This is a genomic window from Limimaricola cinnabarinus (assembly GCF_047631075.1).
In the GTDB taxonomy this organism is placed as follows: domain Bacteria; phylum Pseudomonadota; class Alphaproteobacteria; order Rhodobacterales; family Rhodobacteraceae; genus Limimaricola; species Limimaricola cinnabarinus.
Genome location: NZ_JBLHYX010000009.1, coordinates 47,582 through 59,488, shown reverse-complemented (window position 1 = coordinate 59,488; position 11,907 = coordinate 47,582). Strand labels below are relative to the sequence as shown.

The following is an 11,907-nucleotide window of genomic DNA, read 5'->3' as shown; positions in this document are numbered from 1 at the left end:
CTTCGCATGACCACACTGCAGGGGCCTGTCTCGCTGTCATCGACGAAACTACGCTGCCCGCATGCGAGGTCGATTGGAGGGGAGGCCAAGTGAAGAGTGGAGGCGGGTACCGGAATCGAACCGGTCTACACGGATTTGCAATCCGCTGCGTAACCTCTCCGCCAACCCGCCAGCCGCCGTTCCTATATAAATCTTCGGTGAGGGCCGCAAGAGGGCGGAGCCGTTTCCCTCGACATTCGGCATTCCATGCCCTCGGGCGGTCGCGCTTTATCAATGTTGGGTGCGGTGCGCCGTTGCTGCGGGCCTAAGGGCCGTTCTGAAAGCCCTCCTGACAGGGGGCGGAAGACGATAAGGGGCTGGCGTCCGGTCTGCGCGGAAGGGCAGGTTCGCAAGCGCCCGATGGTGCCGAAGAGTGCGAAAACCGGTGCGCTTCGGCCGTTCGGGGCGGTCCGGAGCCATGATCCGGCATGAGCAGGGGTGTGGCCCTCAGGTCTCCCTGCGGATGTGGCGTCGGTCCCGAAGCCCTGCGCAGTTGCCGCTCCGCCGGGGTTGTGGCATCAGGGCCATGGCGAAACTGAACGAAAGAGTCCGGTCCGTGGTTGATTATGCGACCCGCCGCGTCTTCATGGTCGACACGCAGGTGCGACCCTCGGACGTGACGAAATTTCCGATCATCGACGCGATGCTCGGGGTTCCGCGTGAGACATATGTGCCTGCCGCGATGCGCGAAGCCGCGTATGTGGGCGAGAATCTGCCGCTTGGCGGCGATCGGGTCGTGCTCGAGCCGCGCACGTTGGCCAAGATGCTCGACGGTCTGGAGATCGAACCGCATGACGCGGTGCTCGATCTGGGATGCGGGCTTGGCTACTCCACGGCGCTGCTGGCGCGGCTGGCGGGCTTCGTGGCGGCCGTCGAGGATGACGAGCAGCGCGCCGCCGAGGCGCAGGCCATCCTCTCCGAAAACGGTGTCGACAACGCTGCCGTGGTCTGCGGCACGCTGTCCGAAGGTGCGCCCAAGAGCGGCCCTTACGACGTGATCATCCTGCAAGGCGCCATCGAGCGCTTTCCCGACGCATTGGTCGAGCAGCTGCGCGAAGGCGGGCGGGTCGCGGCGATCTTCGCGGAAGGCGCGCTGGGCGTGGTCCGAATCGGTCACAAGATCGACGGCCGGATCTCATGGCGCTTCGCCTTCAATGCCGGAGCCCCGCTTTTGAAGGGCTTCGAGTCGACACGGGACTTCGTGTTGTAGGCTGACGAGCAACAAGAAAAACAAGGCGGGCATTATGCGGCATTTTTGGGGAAGCTTGATTCTGGGCGCCGGTCTTGCCGCCGCCATGACCGGCGCGGCGCGGGGCGAGACGCTCGCGGATGCGCTGGCCTACAGCTACGAGCACAGCGGATTACTTGAGCAGAACCGGGCCTTGCTTCGCGCGGCCGACGAAAACGTCGCGCAATCCCTCGCGACCTTGCGCCCGATCATCAGTTGGTCGGCGCAGACGGCGTTGTCGACAAGCGGCCCCCTGCGCGATGCCGTCGGCGTCGATCCCTACGACATCAGCAGCTCGGCTACGCTGTCGGCCTCCCTGCTGCTCTATGATGGCGGCCAGAGCCGCTATGCCCTCGACGCCCAGAAGGCACTCGTCCTCTCGAGCCGCGAGCAGCTGCGTCGAATCGAGCAGGACATGCTTCAACGTGTGGTTTCGGCCTACATGGAAGTGCAGCGGGCCGACGCTTTCGTCGAGTTGCGGCGCAACAACCTGCGCCTGATCACGACGGAACTCCAAGCGGCTCGGGACCGGTTCGAGGTCGGCGAGGTCACCCGGACCGATGTGTCCCTGGCCGAGGCCCGGCTCGCATCGGCCCGCAGCCTTCTGGCATCCGAAGAGGGCGTTCTTGCCAATGCGCAGGCCGAATTCACGGCGGCCGTAGGCCGACGGCCGGGCAATCTCGCCGACGTCCCGGATGCGCGAATCCCCGGCTCGCTGGCCGAGGCGCAGGCCCTTGCACGGCGCAATCACCCGTCCCTCGTCGAGGCGCAGCATGCGATCACCGTGGCCGAGCTTAACATCCAACGTGCCGAAGCCGCCAACCGTCCGGAGCTCTCGCTGCAGGGCAGCGTCTCGGTCAATGATGATTTCGACGACAGCGAACAGATCGGCCTTTCCGTCAGCCAGCAGCTCTACACGGGCGGTTCGCTGGCCAGTCAGCTGCGCCAGTCGAAATCGCGTCGGGACGCGGCGCGTTCGGCGCTGCTGCGCGCCAGCCGGGTGGTCGAGCAGGCGGTGGCCAATGCCTATACCAGCCTGACCGTCGCGCGCGCCAGTATCGAGGCGTCGGGCCGGGAGGTCCGTGCCGCGCAGGTGGCCTTCGATGGATTGCGCGAAGAGGCCAGGCTGGGTGCGCGCACGACGCTCGATGTGCTCAACGCCGAGCAGGATCTGCTCGACGCCCGCGCCTCGCTCGTGTCGGCCCAGATGGACGAGACCTTGGCGACCTACGTGGTGCTGTCGTCGATCGGGATGCTGGATGCCCGGCAGCTCGGTTTGGCGGTGCAGATCTACGACCCCGCCGCCTATTACAACCTCGTGCGCAACGCGCCCTCCGGCAGCTCGGAGCAGGGCCGCGCGCTCGATCGCGTGCTCGAGGCCATCGGCCGTTGATCCGCACCCGGCAGGATCATTGCCGGGTGCCGCGGCCTTCGCTAGACTTCACCCGAGGCAAGCAGGGTAGAACATGTCCGATCCCGTCAAGAGTGTCGAAATCGAGGATGTGCTGTCGTCCATCCGCAGGCTGCTCGCGGATGGCGATCCGCAGGGCGCGCCCGCTAAGACCGGCCCGCGCCCGGTCGATCGGAGCCTGCATGCCCCGGTTTCCCCGACGCAGGGCCGTGACGAACGTCGCAGTTCGGCGCCCTTGATGCTGACCCCGGCGCTGCGTGTCGCGGGGCGCCCCGAGCCGCAGGAGGCCACAGCGCCCACAGCGCCGACGCCGTTTCCGGGGAACGTCGGTCGAGTCCCTAAAGCAGACCGCGACCAGACCGACGAGGATTTCGAGGCGCCCTCGTTTCCCACGGCCCGCAAACCGCAGGATTCGGCCCTTCGATCGCGTCTCGAGGCGACGATCGCCGAGCTCGAGGCCGCGATCACCCACCAGGTCGATGAGTGGGAGCCTGACGGAAGCGAACCGGCCCCGGTGATGGATTGGGCACAGGCCCGCCCGGAGGACGCCCCGTTCCTCAGCCGCCGACACCCCAATTCCCAAGCGTCCGTCAGGTCCGGCGGGCATCCCGCCGAAGGAGTGGGCTCCATCGCGCCCGTGCCCGAGGCCGGTTTCCACGACGGCCTTGCCGACGAGGAGACGGATGAGGTCGAGGCTCCGGTGGCGGAACGTTCCGAGCCGGCGCCCGAGGCCATGCATCCGGCGGACATGGCCGAGGTGACCGAGCTCCGAACCCTGCACGAAGCCCCGGCCGAGGAGATCCCCGCTGCCGCCGAAGCACCCGGGCCCGTCCCGGCAGGTGCGCCGCAGATCGACGAGGGCATGCTGCGTGAGCTGATCGTCGAGGTGCTGCGCGACGAGTTGCGCGGTCCACTCGGCGACCGGATTACCAGCAACCTGCGCAAGCTCGTGCGCCGCGAGATCTTTCGCGCTCTCGCCAGCGGCGAGGTCGACTGAGGCTTGCCGCGCTAGACCGGGGCGGCGAGGGCCAGCAGCCGATCGATGTCGAGATGTGCCTCCAAATGCGCGGCGAGCGCATCCAGCGTCGCCTCCACGCCGTCCTCATAGGCCGTGCGCCCGGTCCCGCCCAGCTCCGCGAGCATCCGGGCGCGAAACCGGTCGTCGGCGAAGAGCCCATGTAGATAGCAACCGCGCACACGCCCATCCGCGCTTGCCGCGCCTTCGGGGCGGCCATCGATCTCGATCCAAGGATTGGCTTGGCCGAACCTATCGGTCTGACCGATATGGATTTCATAGCCCCTGAGCGGCGTGCCGTCGTCGCACAGCCGCGCCTCGACAAGGCCAAGCCGCTTTTCAGGCCGCATCACCGTCTCCACGTCCAGGAGCCCGAGCCCCTCGACAGTCGAGGGCGATCCTTCAATGCCCTCAGGGTCGGCGATGCTGCGGCCGAGCATCTGGTATCCACCACAGATCCCCATGATCCGCCCGCCGCGTCGCAGATGCGCGCGCAGATCGATGTCCCAGCCCTCGGCGCGAAATGCGGCGAGGTCCGCGATGGTCGATTTGGTGCCCGGGATGAGCACGAGGTCGGCGTCGCCGGGCAGGGGGCGGCCCGGTTCGATCATTGTCACGCTGACATCGGGTTCGGCCGAGAGCGGATCGAGGTCGTCGAAATTTGCAATGCGGTTCAACCGTGGCACCGCAATCCGGATCGGCCCGCCGGGGCGCGTGACGATCTCCGCCGCGTCCTCGGCCGGCAATCGCCAAGCATCGCAGAAATGCGGCACGATCCCCAGCGGTGTCCAACCGGTGCGCGCCGCGATGAAATCCATGCCATCGGCAAAGAGACTGGCGTCGCCGCGAAACTTGTTGACGGCAAAGCCCCGGATCAGCGCGGCATCCTCAGGCGCCAGCACCACGTGGCTACCCACGAGCTGCGCGATGACGCCGCCCCGGTCGATGTCGCCCAAGAGGATGACGGGCACGCCCGCGGCCTGGGCGAACCCCATATTGGCGATGTCGCCCGCGCGAAGGTTCACCTCCGCCGGGCTGCCCGCCCCCTCGACGATGATCAGCTCATGCCTTGTCGCAAGCCTGTGAAAACTCTCGAGCACCCGTGGCATAAGCGTGAGCTTGAGCGCCGCGTAGTCGCGGGCCCGCGCCGTGGTGAGGCGCTGGCCCTGCACAACGACCTGCGCGCCGGTTTCGCTCTCAGGCTTGAGAAGCACAGGGTTCATGTCGATGAGCGGCGCGAGGCCCGAGGCGCGGGCCTGCAACGCCTGCGCGCGGCCGATCTCGCCGCCATCCGCCGTCACGGCGGCATTGTTGGACATGTTCTGCGGTTTGAACGGTGCGACCGACAAGCCCCTGAGAAGCGCCACACGCGCCAGCCCCGCGACGATCATCGACTTGCCGACATTCGAGCCTGCGCCCTGGATCATAATCGCCCTTGCCATGCGCCCTCCGATTGCCCGGCTTTCCGGTTCATCCCGACTGAGTTAGCTGTCTAGGGGCGCGACCGCGAAAGGAAAAGTGCATGAACACCCCGGCGCATCTGATCTTCGGCGCGGCGGCCTTCGGGCGGCCGGGCCATGCACGGGTCACGGCGGCGGCGCTGCTGGGCGGGCTGGCGCCGGACCTGTCGCTCTACCTCATGGTGGCTTGGGCGCGCCTCGTCTCTGACGTGCCTGCACGCGTGATCTTCGACGAATATTACTTTTCGGACGCGTGGATGGCGGTCTTCGCCATCGACAATTCCTTCCTGCTCTGGGGCGCGCTTCTGGGCCTCGGGGTGTGGCGGCGCTGGCCGGTGGTCACGGCCTTCGCGGGGGCGGGGCTGCTGCACCTCGCGCTGGATTTCCCGCTGCATGGCAGCGACGCGCGTCCGATGTTCTGGCCCCTGACCGATTGGAAATTCGACTCACCTTTCAGTTACTGGGACCGTAACAACCATGCCGGGATCTTCGGGCCGCTTGAGGCGGGGGTGTCTATCTGCTTGACGGCATGGATGCTATGGCGGTTTCGCTCCATCGCCCTGCGTGTAGGTATGGTTCTGTTGCTGTTGGCCGAGCTGGGCTCCTCGGGCATCTGGCGCTTTGTTTTTTGACAAAAAAACGCGGCTCCGGAGGAGCCGCGCGTTTTTCGGGTCGAGAGGCGTCGGATCAGGCGGCGCGAGATTCGAGTTCGGCGGCGTGACGGCGCTCGCTCTCTTCGCGCGACAGGGCGACCGAGGTGCGCACACCCTTGCCGACGAACTCCATCAGGCCGGCGACCACACGCTCGTTGGGGTCGATTCCGGCACAGGACAGCACTTCACGGCCATCGCGCGAACGGGCCCAGCGGGCGATCTGCTCGGGGCCGTTGCCATATTTCTTGTCGTCGGCGATGGCGTCATCCAGGGCGGCAAGGACGACGGCCGCGAAGAGCTTGCGGGCACGGTTGCCCTGCTCGTTGTTGTAGGCGGTGCCGTCAACGAAATCCTTCATCATGCTTCCTTACGTTCTTTTTGCTCTTGTCGCCAATGCGTCCCGGTGACTAGCCCGTTTCCGCCATGATTCGGGCCGCCTTTTTGGAATGGCAGCCATGACGTGAGTGCATGGCTTTTCGCATGACGACCTTGCGGGGCTGGCTCAGCTTGCCTTGAGGCGACCTGCGAGATATAGGCGGGGGCCAATCTCGATCAACCCATCGCCTTAATTCCGTCACATGGACCGACATGCCCAAGATCAACGGTAACGAAATCCGCCCCGGCAACATCCTCGAGCATAATGGTGGCCTCTGGGCCGCCGTGAAGGTCGATCACGTGAAACCCGGCAAGGGCGGTGCCTTCGCACAGGTCGAGATGAAGAACCTGCGCAACGGCTCCAAGCTCAACGAGCGGTTCCGCTCCGCTGACAAGGTCGAGCGCGTGCGCCTCGACCAGAAGGACCAGCAGTTCCTGTTCGAGACCGACGGGATGCTGACCTTCATGGACAGCGAAACCTATGACCAGATCGCCCTGCCTGCCGAGCTTCTGGGCGAACGTCGCCCGTTCCTGCAGGACGGCATGACGGTGCATATCGAATATTACGGCGAGGAGGCGCTCAACGTCACCCTGCCGCAGAAGGTGACCTGCAGAATCGTCGAGACCGAGCCGGTCGTGAAGGGCCAGACGGCGGCCAACAGCTTCAAGCCCGCTCTGCTCGACAACGGCATCCGCGTGATGGTGCCCCCCTTCGTTGGTCAGGACGAGGACATCGTGGTCAACACCGAAACCATGGAATACGCCGAGCGCGCCTGATCCGCTTGGCGCCTTGCGGCCGGAGCGGGGATCGTCAGACTGCGCCTGAACGGGGCGGCTCCACCGGGGCCGCCCTTTTGCATGGCGACGGGGCTGGTGATGATCGACAATGGCGAACTGACGGCGATCCTGAGAGCGGCGGCGCGGGCCGAGATCCTGCCGCGATTTCGCAATCTTGGCGCGGGCGACATCGCCACGAAGGCCGATCCCCACGACCTCGTCACCGAGGCCGATACCGCCGCCGAGGTCCGGATCACCGAGGCGCTGCGCGCGCGTCTGCCTCAGGCGCTGATCGTAGGCGAGGAGGCGGTGTCGGCAAATGCCTCCCTGCTCGACGGTCTCGGGACGGCGGAGCTATCGGCGATCATCGACCCCGTCGACGGCACTTGGAACTTCGCACGCGGTCTGGCCCTGTTCGGCATGATCCTCGCGCTTGGGGCGCGGGGCAGGGTGACGCATGGCATCCTTTACGACCCGCTGCTCGACGACCGGGTCGAGGCAAGCGAGGATGGCCCCTGCGAGATGGTGACGGCGGATGGCAACCGCTGCCGCCTCGCGACCTCCCCGATCGCCGATCCCGCGCTGATGACCGTCTATCTGCCGCTGGCGCTGGTGCCGCGCGAGAGGCGCCCAGCGCTGGCCGCGACCTTTGCGGAGTTTGGCCGGGTTGGCGGGCTGCGCTGCTCGTGCCATGAGTATCGGTTGATCGCACAGGGCCACGCCGAAGCCGCCCTTGCCGCCGTGCTGAACCCGTGGGATCACGCGGCAGGGGCACTGGCGGTGACGCGCGCGGGCGGTGTGGCGCGGATGCTGGACGGGGATGACTATCATCTCGGTCTGGCGCGCGACGCGGGTTACTTGCTTACCGCGTCGAGCGAGGCGGCATGGGAGGCGATGGCCGTCCGGCTGCGCCCGGCACTGCTCTAATCGATCCGGATCACGCGGGCCTCGCCAGCCCGCATTTCGCCCTCGGCTCGGTCGAAGCGCAGCCACGCAATGGCCCGGTCGCCCGCGCGGCTGTGCAGCGTACCGACGGCTTTGTCGTTCGACAGGATCTGAGCGCCAGGGGCGGCATCCCCCTCGACCGCGACGCGGGCGAAACCCTTGCGCAGCTCGGTCTTGTGCTTCATCCGCGCGGTAACCTCTTGGCCCACATAGCACCCCTTCTTGAAATCGACGCCACCCATCCGCTCGAAGCCAGCTTCGAGGATATAGGTCTCGGGGCCAAGCTCGGCGCCCCATTCGGGGATCAGGTGTTCGACGCGGATCGCGGCCCAGTCGCTGCCATCATCGCCGGCCTGCGCCCCATAGAGCCGCCAGCCCAGTGCCGGGTGCCGCGGATCGGGAAGGGCGTCCTCAGGGGCGAGGCCGGTGCCGCGCGAAACCTTCAGATCGGCTTCGGCCAGCGCCACGTCGGCACGCAGCTTGTACATCGACAGCCGCTGAAAGAGCTGCGCCGCGACGTCGGAGGCCACGTCGATCAGAAGCCGATCCGCCTCGCCCTTCACAAAGAAGTCGGCGATGAGCTTGCCCTGCGGCGTGAGTAGCGCGGTATAGGCGAGGCCGTCTCTCGCGCGCGCGATGTCGTTGGTGACGAGCCCCTGAAGGAACTCCTCGCGGTCGGTGCCGGTGACGGCGATGATGGTGCGGTCCTGTGTCATGCGCCCTACATAGGGCCGCGCGGCGCCCGCGTCAGCCCGTCTCGGGGTCGCGGAACTGCAAGGCGTGCAGATCCGCATAGAGCCCGCCGCGCGCCAGAAGCTCGGCATGGCTGCCCTGATCGACGACCTCGCCCTGATCCATCACCACGATGCTGTCGGCGCCCTGCACCGTCGAGAGGCGGTGCGCGATCACCAGGGTCGTGCGTCCCTCGCTGAGCCGTTCCAGCGCCTGCTGCACGACCGACTCGGATCTGGTGTCGAGCGCGCTCGTCGCCTCGTCGAGCAGCAGCACCGGCGTGTCGCGCAACAGCGCCCGCGCGATGGCGACGCGCTGGCGCTGGCCGCCCGACAAAGCCGAGCCGCGCGGCCCCGCGGGGCTGTCGAGACCCTTTGACAGGCGCGGCAGGAAATCCGACACATGCGCCGCGTCGAGCACCTCGCGCAGGCGCGCCTCGGAAACATCTGTGCGTCCCAAGAGGATGTTGTCGCGGATCGTCTCGTCGAACAGCAGCGCGTCCTGCGTGACCACCGAGATCAGCCCGCGCAGATCGTCGAGCGCCAATGCGCGGGTCGGCACGCCGCCGATGCTGATTTCGCCCGATTGCGGATCGACGAGACGTGCGAGCAGGTTGAACACGGTGCTCTTGCCCGCCCCGGAGGCCCCCACCAGGGCCGTGGTGCGCCCGGCCCGGGCGGTGAAGCTCGCACCGCGCAGAACCGGTAGGTCGCCATAGGTGAGGTGCACGTCGTCCAGACGGATCTCGGGCGCGCCGGTAGGGGCGGATTGCGGCGTCGCGGGCGACGTCAGCGTCGGCCTGGCATCGAAGATCGCGCGCAAACGCTCCAAGCTGGCGGCCGCGGTCTGCCATTGGCCCGAGATGTTGCCCAGCCGGCGCAGCGGCTCGAAGGCAAGGCTCATGGCAGTGAAGAAGGCCATGAACTGGCCCACCGACTTGTCGCCCGCGATGATTTCCGCGCCGCCATAGAACAGCACGCCGAGAAAACCGAGACCGGTCATGATGTCGATCATCGAAGGGATCGCGGCCTGACCCGAAGCCGCGCGGATCTCCGCCCGCACACGGGCCTGGACAAGGCGGCCATAGCGTTCGGATTGGTAGCCTTCGAGCGCGTTGAGCTTGATCGGCGCAATGCCGTGGAACACTTCATCGAGGCGGGTCGACATCCGCGCCGCGATCTCACGCGAACTGCGCGAGCGTCGGCGCACGTATTTCTGCGCGATGAGCGAGGGCAGCACGAGGATCGGGATGCCGATCAGCGCCACCAGCGTCCAGCGCCATTCGACCGACAACGCCACGGCAAAAAGGGCGATGACCGAGGTGAGATCGCGGCCCGCCCCCGTGACGAGGGTCGCCCAGACCTGGTTGATCGCCGAGACGTCGCCCTGCACCCGCTCGATCAGGTAGCCCGGCGGATGGGCCTGATGCCAGCCACCGTCGAGCCGCATCAGGTGCCCCAGAAGATCGGAGCGCAGCGCCGCGGCGGACCGCTCGCGGATCGTCGTCATCAGCACCCTTTGACCCAGCGAGGTGACGGCGCGCACGATGAAGACGCCCATCACCACGACGCCCACCATCCACAGAGCCTCGGTCTTTCCGGCGACGAAGACCTCGTCGAACATCGGTTTCATCATCGAGGCGAAAAGCCCCAGCGAGCCGCCCTCGATCGCCATCAGGATCATCGCGACGACGAGCCAGCGCCAGTGCCGTGCAAGATAGTTGCGCCACAGCCAGAGAAAGAGCCCGCGCCGGTCGAGAGCGGGGGGGCGGGGGTCTGCGTCGGCAGGAGGGCGCAGCGCCGCGGTCATGTCGCGGCCCGCTTGGCATCGAAGCCCCGCTGCGCCGCTTCGGCGTCGTATTCCGTGGCGATCCACTCTTCGATGCCGATCGGCCCCTGTTCGAGACGGGCGGCATAAAGGTCGAGAATGTGATCGAGTACACCGGTGCGCGAGCGGCGGAAATGCAGGAAGCGCGGATGCAGCTGCCGGCGCGCCTCCTCGATCGAGTGGCCTTCCGCCAGAAGGTGCAGCGCCGAGGCGAACCCGGCGCGGTCGGCCCCCGACTTGCAATGCATCACAACGGGGCGCTCGACTTCGCGCAACAGGTCGAAGAGCCGCAGGATCTCTCGGGGCGGGGCGGCCTTGCGGGCCGAGAGCTGGGTCGAGACGAGGCGCAGGCCCAGCGCCCGGCAGCTTTCGGCCTCGAACAGGTAACGCGGATGCGTGCCTTCGCCACGCAGATTGATGACGGTGCGAATGCCGATCTTGGCCATCCGGCCGAACCGGCCATGCGTCGGCTGGTTCGAGCGGAAAACGCCCGGCGTCACGAGGTGGAAGTTGGTCCACCAATAGCGCAGGATCGCGTGGTCGAGGATCAGGTAGCTCGCCAGCGCGCGCCGCCGGGCCTCGGGTTCGTCGAGGTTGTGGTGCCGCGTGCGGGTGCGCCGTTCCCAGGCCTTCAGATCGTCGAGAAGCTTCATTGCCCATCCCATCGGTGCATCCGGCCTTTGCATAAGCATCCCCGCCCCACCTCGCAAGCGGGCGAGGGGGCGGGCGAGCGGAGGCCGGGGTTTGACGGGACCGGGATCGCGGCCTAGGGCAGAGACGCAGACAGGAGTGGCGGGCATGGACGAGGAACGGGTCGAGGTCATCGACAAGGTGCGGCTCTGGCCGAGCCATGCCACGGTCGCCGGGCGGGTCTGCCGGGTGAAGTGGGGTGCCTGGGCCGTCTATCTGCCGGGGCCGCAGGTCAAGATCATGCATGCTGTGTCGGGGCTTCAGCACTGTATCTATCACAAGGCGCCACGGCGCGAGGAAGTGCTGGGTGGTTTTGACCGGCGCGGCGACGCCGAGAATTGGGCGCGCGCCTTCTCCACGCCGGTGCTGCGCCGGGTGGCCGAGAATTGGGTCATGTTCGCCCGGTTGCATGCGGCGGGGATCGGGCCCGAACCGATGGGTCTGGTGGCGGTGCGCGATTACCGCAGCTTCTTTTCGCGCGGACGCGGCATCACCGCGGGGCTGCGGCTCGCCGACCTGACGAAATACCCCGAGAAGACTCCGACCACCGAGGCGGAACTGCGTGGCGCGGGGATACTGCCAGACCGCAGCCGCGCCTCGCTGCGCGAGCAGATCCGCGGCTACGTCAGCGATCTCAACAACCTGCATGGCGCGATGCCCAAGGATGGCGAAGCCGAGGTGGCGCAGGTCGAGGCGGCGCTGGCGCGGGCGCTGGGACGCTGAAGGGGCGTTGACGGCGGGCCGGGGCGGCGCGA

The 11,907-nt window shown here is 67.2% G+C and carries 12 protein-coding genes and 1 tRNA gene; 7 read left to right on the top strand and 6 right to left on the bottom strand.

The features are described 5' to 3' along the window. Nucleotides 1-97: 97 nt before the first annotated feature. Nucleotides 98-171, bottom strand: a tRNA-Cys gene (locus ACJASC_RS09205). Between the two features lie 424 nt (nt 172-595). Between ACJASC_RS09205 and ACJASC_RS09200 the strand changes: the two genes are divergently transcribed. The 3 genes from ACJASC_RS09200 to ACJASC_RS09190 all read left to right on the top strand — a co-directional run bounded on the left by ACJASC_RS09200 (nt 596) and on the right by ACJASC_RS09190 (nt 3,675). Then, nucleotides 596-1,249 carry a protein-L-isoaspartate O-methyltransferase family protein gene (locus ACJASC_RS09200; RefSeq protein ID WP_415145401.1) on the top strand — a complete coding sequence of 218 codons (654 nt, stop codon included), beginning with the start codon at nt 596-598 and terminating at the stop codon, nt 1,247-1,249. A gap of 55 nt (nt 1,250-1,304) precedes the next feature. Beyond that, nucleotides 1,305-2,660 carry a TolC family outer membrane protein gene (locus tag ACJASC_RS09195; RefSeq protein WP_110546314.1) on the top strand — a complete coding sequence of 452 codons (1,356 nt, stop codon included), beginning with the start codon at nt 1,305-1,307 and terminating at the stop codon, nt 2,658-2,660. 73 nt (nt 2,661-2,733) lie between these two features. Next, nucleotides 2,734-3,675 carry a chromosomal replication initiator protein DnaA gene (locus ACJASC_RS09190; protein ID WP_415145398.1) on the top strand — a complete coding sequence of 314 codons (942 nt, stop codon included), beginning with the start codon at nt 2,734-2,736 and terminating at the stop codon, nt 3,673-3,675. Nucleotides 3,676-3,686: 11 nt separating this feature from the next. On the opposite strand, the gene ACJASC_RS09185 is transcribed toward ACJASC_RS09190, so the two are convergent. After that, nucleotides 3,687-5,135 carry a cobyric acid synthase gene (locus ACJASC_RS09185; protein ID WP_415145396.1) on the bottom strand — a complete coding sequence of 483 codons (1,449 nt, stop codon included), beginning with the start codon at nt 5,133-5,135 and terminating at the stop codon, nt 3,687-3,689. 80 nt (nt 5,136-5,215) lie between these two features. Here ACJASC_RS09185 and ACJASC_RS09180 point away from each other — a divergent pair, with 80 nt between their 5' ends. After that, nucleotides 5,216-5,785 carry a cobalamin biosynthesis protein CobQ gene (locus ACJASC_RS09180; protein ID WP_415145394.1) on the top strand — a complete coding sequence of 190 codons (570 nt, stop codon included), beginning with the start codon at nt 5,216-5,218 and terminating at the stop codon, nt 5,783-5,785. A gap of 55 nt (nt 5,786-5,840) precedes the next feature. On the opposite strand, the gene ACJASC_RS09175 is transcribed toward ACJASC_RS09180, so the two are convergent. Beyond that, the gene (locus tag ACJASC_RS09175) at nt 5,841-6,164 is read right to left on the bottom strand and encodes a DUF6280 family protein (protein ID WP_026147324.1); all 324 of its coding nucleotides are present in this window, start codon (nt 6,162-6,164) and stop codon (nt 5,841-5,843) included. A gap of 230 nt (nt 6,165-6,394) precedes the next feature. Here ACJASC_RS09175 and efp point away from each other — a divergent pair, with 230 nt between their 5' ends. Next, a complete protein-coding gene (gene efp, locus ACJASC_RS09170) occupies nt 6,395-6,958 on the top strand; it encodes an elongation factor P (protein WP_415145392.1) in 564 nt (187 codons plus the stop codon). A gap of 81 nt (nt 6,959-7,039) precedes the next feature. Beyond that, nucleotides 7,040-7,885, top strand: a complete 846-nt coding sequence (locus tag ACJASC_RS09165; protein WP_415145390.1) for an inositol monophosphatase family protein — start codon at nt 7,040-7,042, stop codon at nt 7,883-7,885. Here the strand turns inward: ACJASC_RS09165 and ygfZ are convergent. Genes ygfZ through ACJASC_RS09150 form a run of 3 tightly spaced genes read right to left on the bottom strand, consistent with a single transcriptional unit; the run spans nt 7,882 to nt 11,115 of the window. Next, nucleotides 7,882-8,619, bottom strand: a complete 738-nt coding sequence (gene ygfZ, locus ACJASC_RS09160; protein ID WP_415145388.1) for a CAF17-like 4Fe-4S cluster assembly/insertion protein YgfZ — start codon at nt 8,617-8,619, stop codon at nt 7,882-7,884. The two genes, ACJASC_RS09165 and ygfZ, sit on opposite strands and share 4 nt — an antisense overlap. Before the next feature lie 31 nt (nt 8,620-8,650). Then, nucleotides 8,651-10,444 (bottom strand): ABC transporter ATP-binding protein, encoded by a 1,794-nt coding sequence (locus tag ACJASC_RS09155; RefSeq protein WP_415145385.1) that lies wholly within the window; start codon nt 10,442-10,444, stop codon nt 8,651-8,653. Further along, nucleotides 10,441-11,115: a tyrosine-protein phosphatase gene (locus tag ACJASC_RS09150; RefSeq protein WP_415145383.1), complete on the bottom strand. Its 675-nt coding sequence runs from the start codon at nt 11,113-11,115 to the stop codon at nt 10,441-10,443. Before ACJASC_RS09150 ends, ACJASC_RS09155 begins: the two co-directional genes overlap by 4 nt. A gap of 145 nt (nt 11,116-11,260) precedes the next feature. Between ACJASC_RS09150 and ACJASC_RS09145 the strand changes: the two genes are divergently transcribed. Beyond that, nucleotides 11,261-11,875 (top strand): hypothetical protein, encoded by a 615-nt coding sequence (locus tag ACJASC_RS09145; RefSeq protein ID WP_415145381.1) that lies wholly within the window; start codon nt 11,261-11,263, stop codon nt 11,873-11,875. Nucleotides 11,876-11,907: the final 32 nt, after the last annotated feature.

Coding starts and splice junctions, on each gene's coding strand:
- ACJASC_RS09190 (WP_415145398.1), top strand. CDS start 2,734: ATGTCCGATCCCGTCAAGAGTGTCGAAATCGAGGATGTGCTGTCGTCC.
- ACJASC_RS09185 (WP_415145396.1), bottom strand. CDS start 5,135: ATGGCAAGGGCGATTATGATCCAGGGCGCAGGCTCGAATGTCGGCAAG.
- ACJASC_RS09180 (WP_415145394.1), top strand. CDS start 5,216: ATGAACACCCCGGCGCATCTGATCTTCGGCGCGGCGGCCTTCGGGCGG.
- ACJASC_RS09175 (WP_026147324.1), bottom strand. CDS start 6,164: ATGAAGGATTTCGTTGACGGCACCGCCTACAACAACGAGCAGGGCAAC.
- efp (WP_415145392.1), top strand. CDS start 6,395: ATGCCCAAGATCAACGGTAACGAAATCCGCCCCGGCAACATCCTCGAG.
- ACJASC_RS09165 (WP_415145390.1), top strand. CDS start 7,040: ATGGCGACGGGGCTGGTGATGATCGACAATGGCGAACTGACGGCGATC.
- ygfZ (WP_415145388.1), bottom strand. CDS start 8,619: ATGACACAGGACCGCACCATCATCGCCGTCACCGGCACCGACCGCGAG.
- ACJASC_RS09155 (WP_415145385.1), bottom strand. CDS start 10,444: ATGACCGCGGCGCTGCGCCCTCCTGCCGACGCAGACCCCCGCCCCCCC.
- ACJASC_RS09150 (WP_415145383.1), bottom strand. CDS start 11,115: ATGAAGCTTCTCGACGATCTGAAGGCCTGGGAACGGCGCACCCGCACG.
- ACJASC_RS09145 (WP_415145381.1), top strand. CDS start 11,261: ATGGACGAGGAACGGGTCGAGGTCATCGACAAGGTGCGGCTCTGGCCG.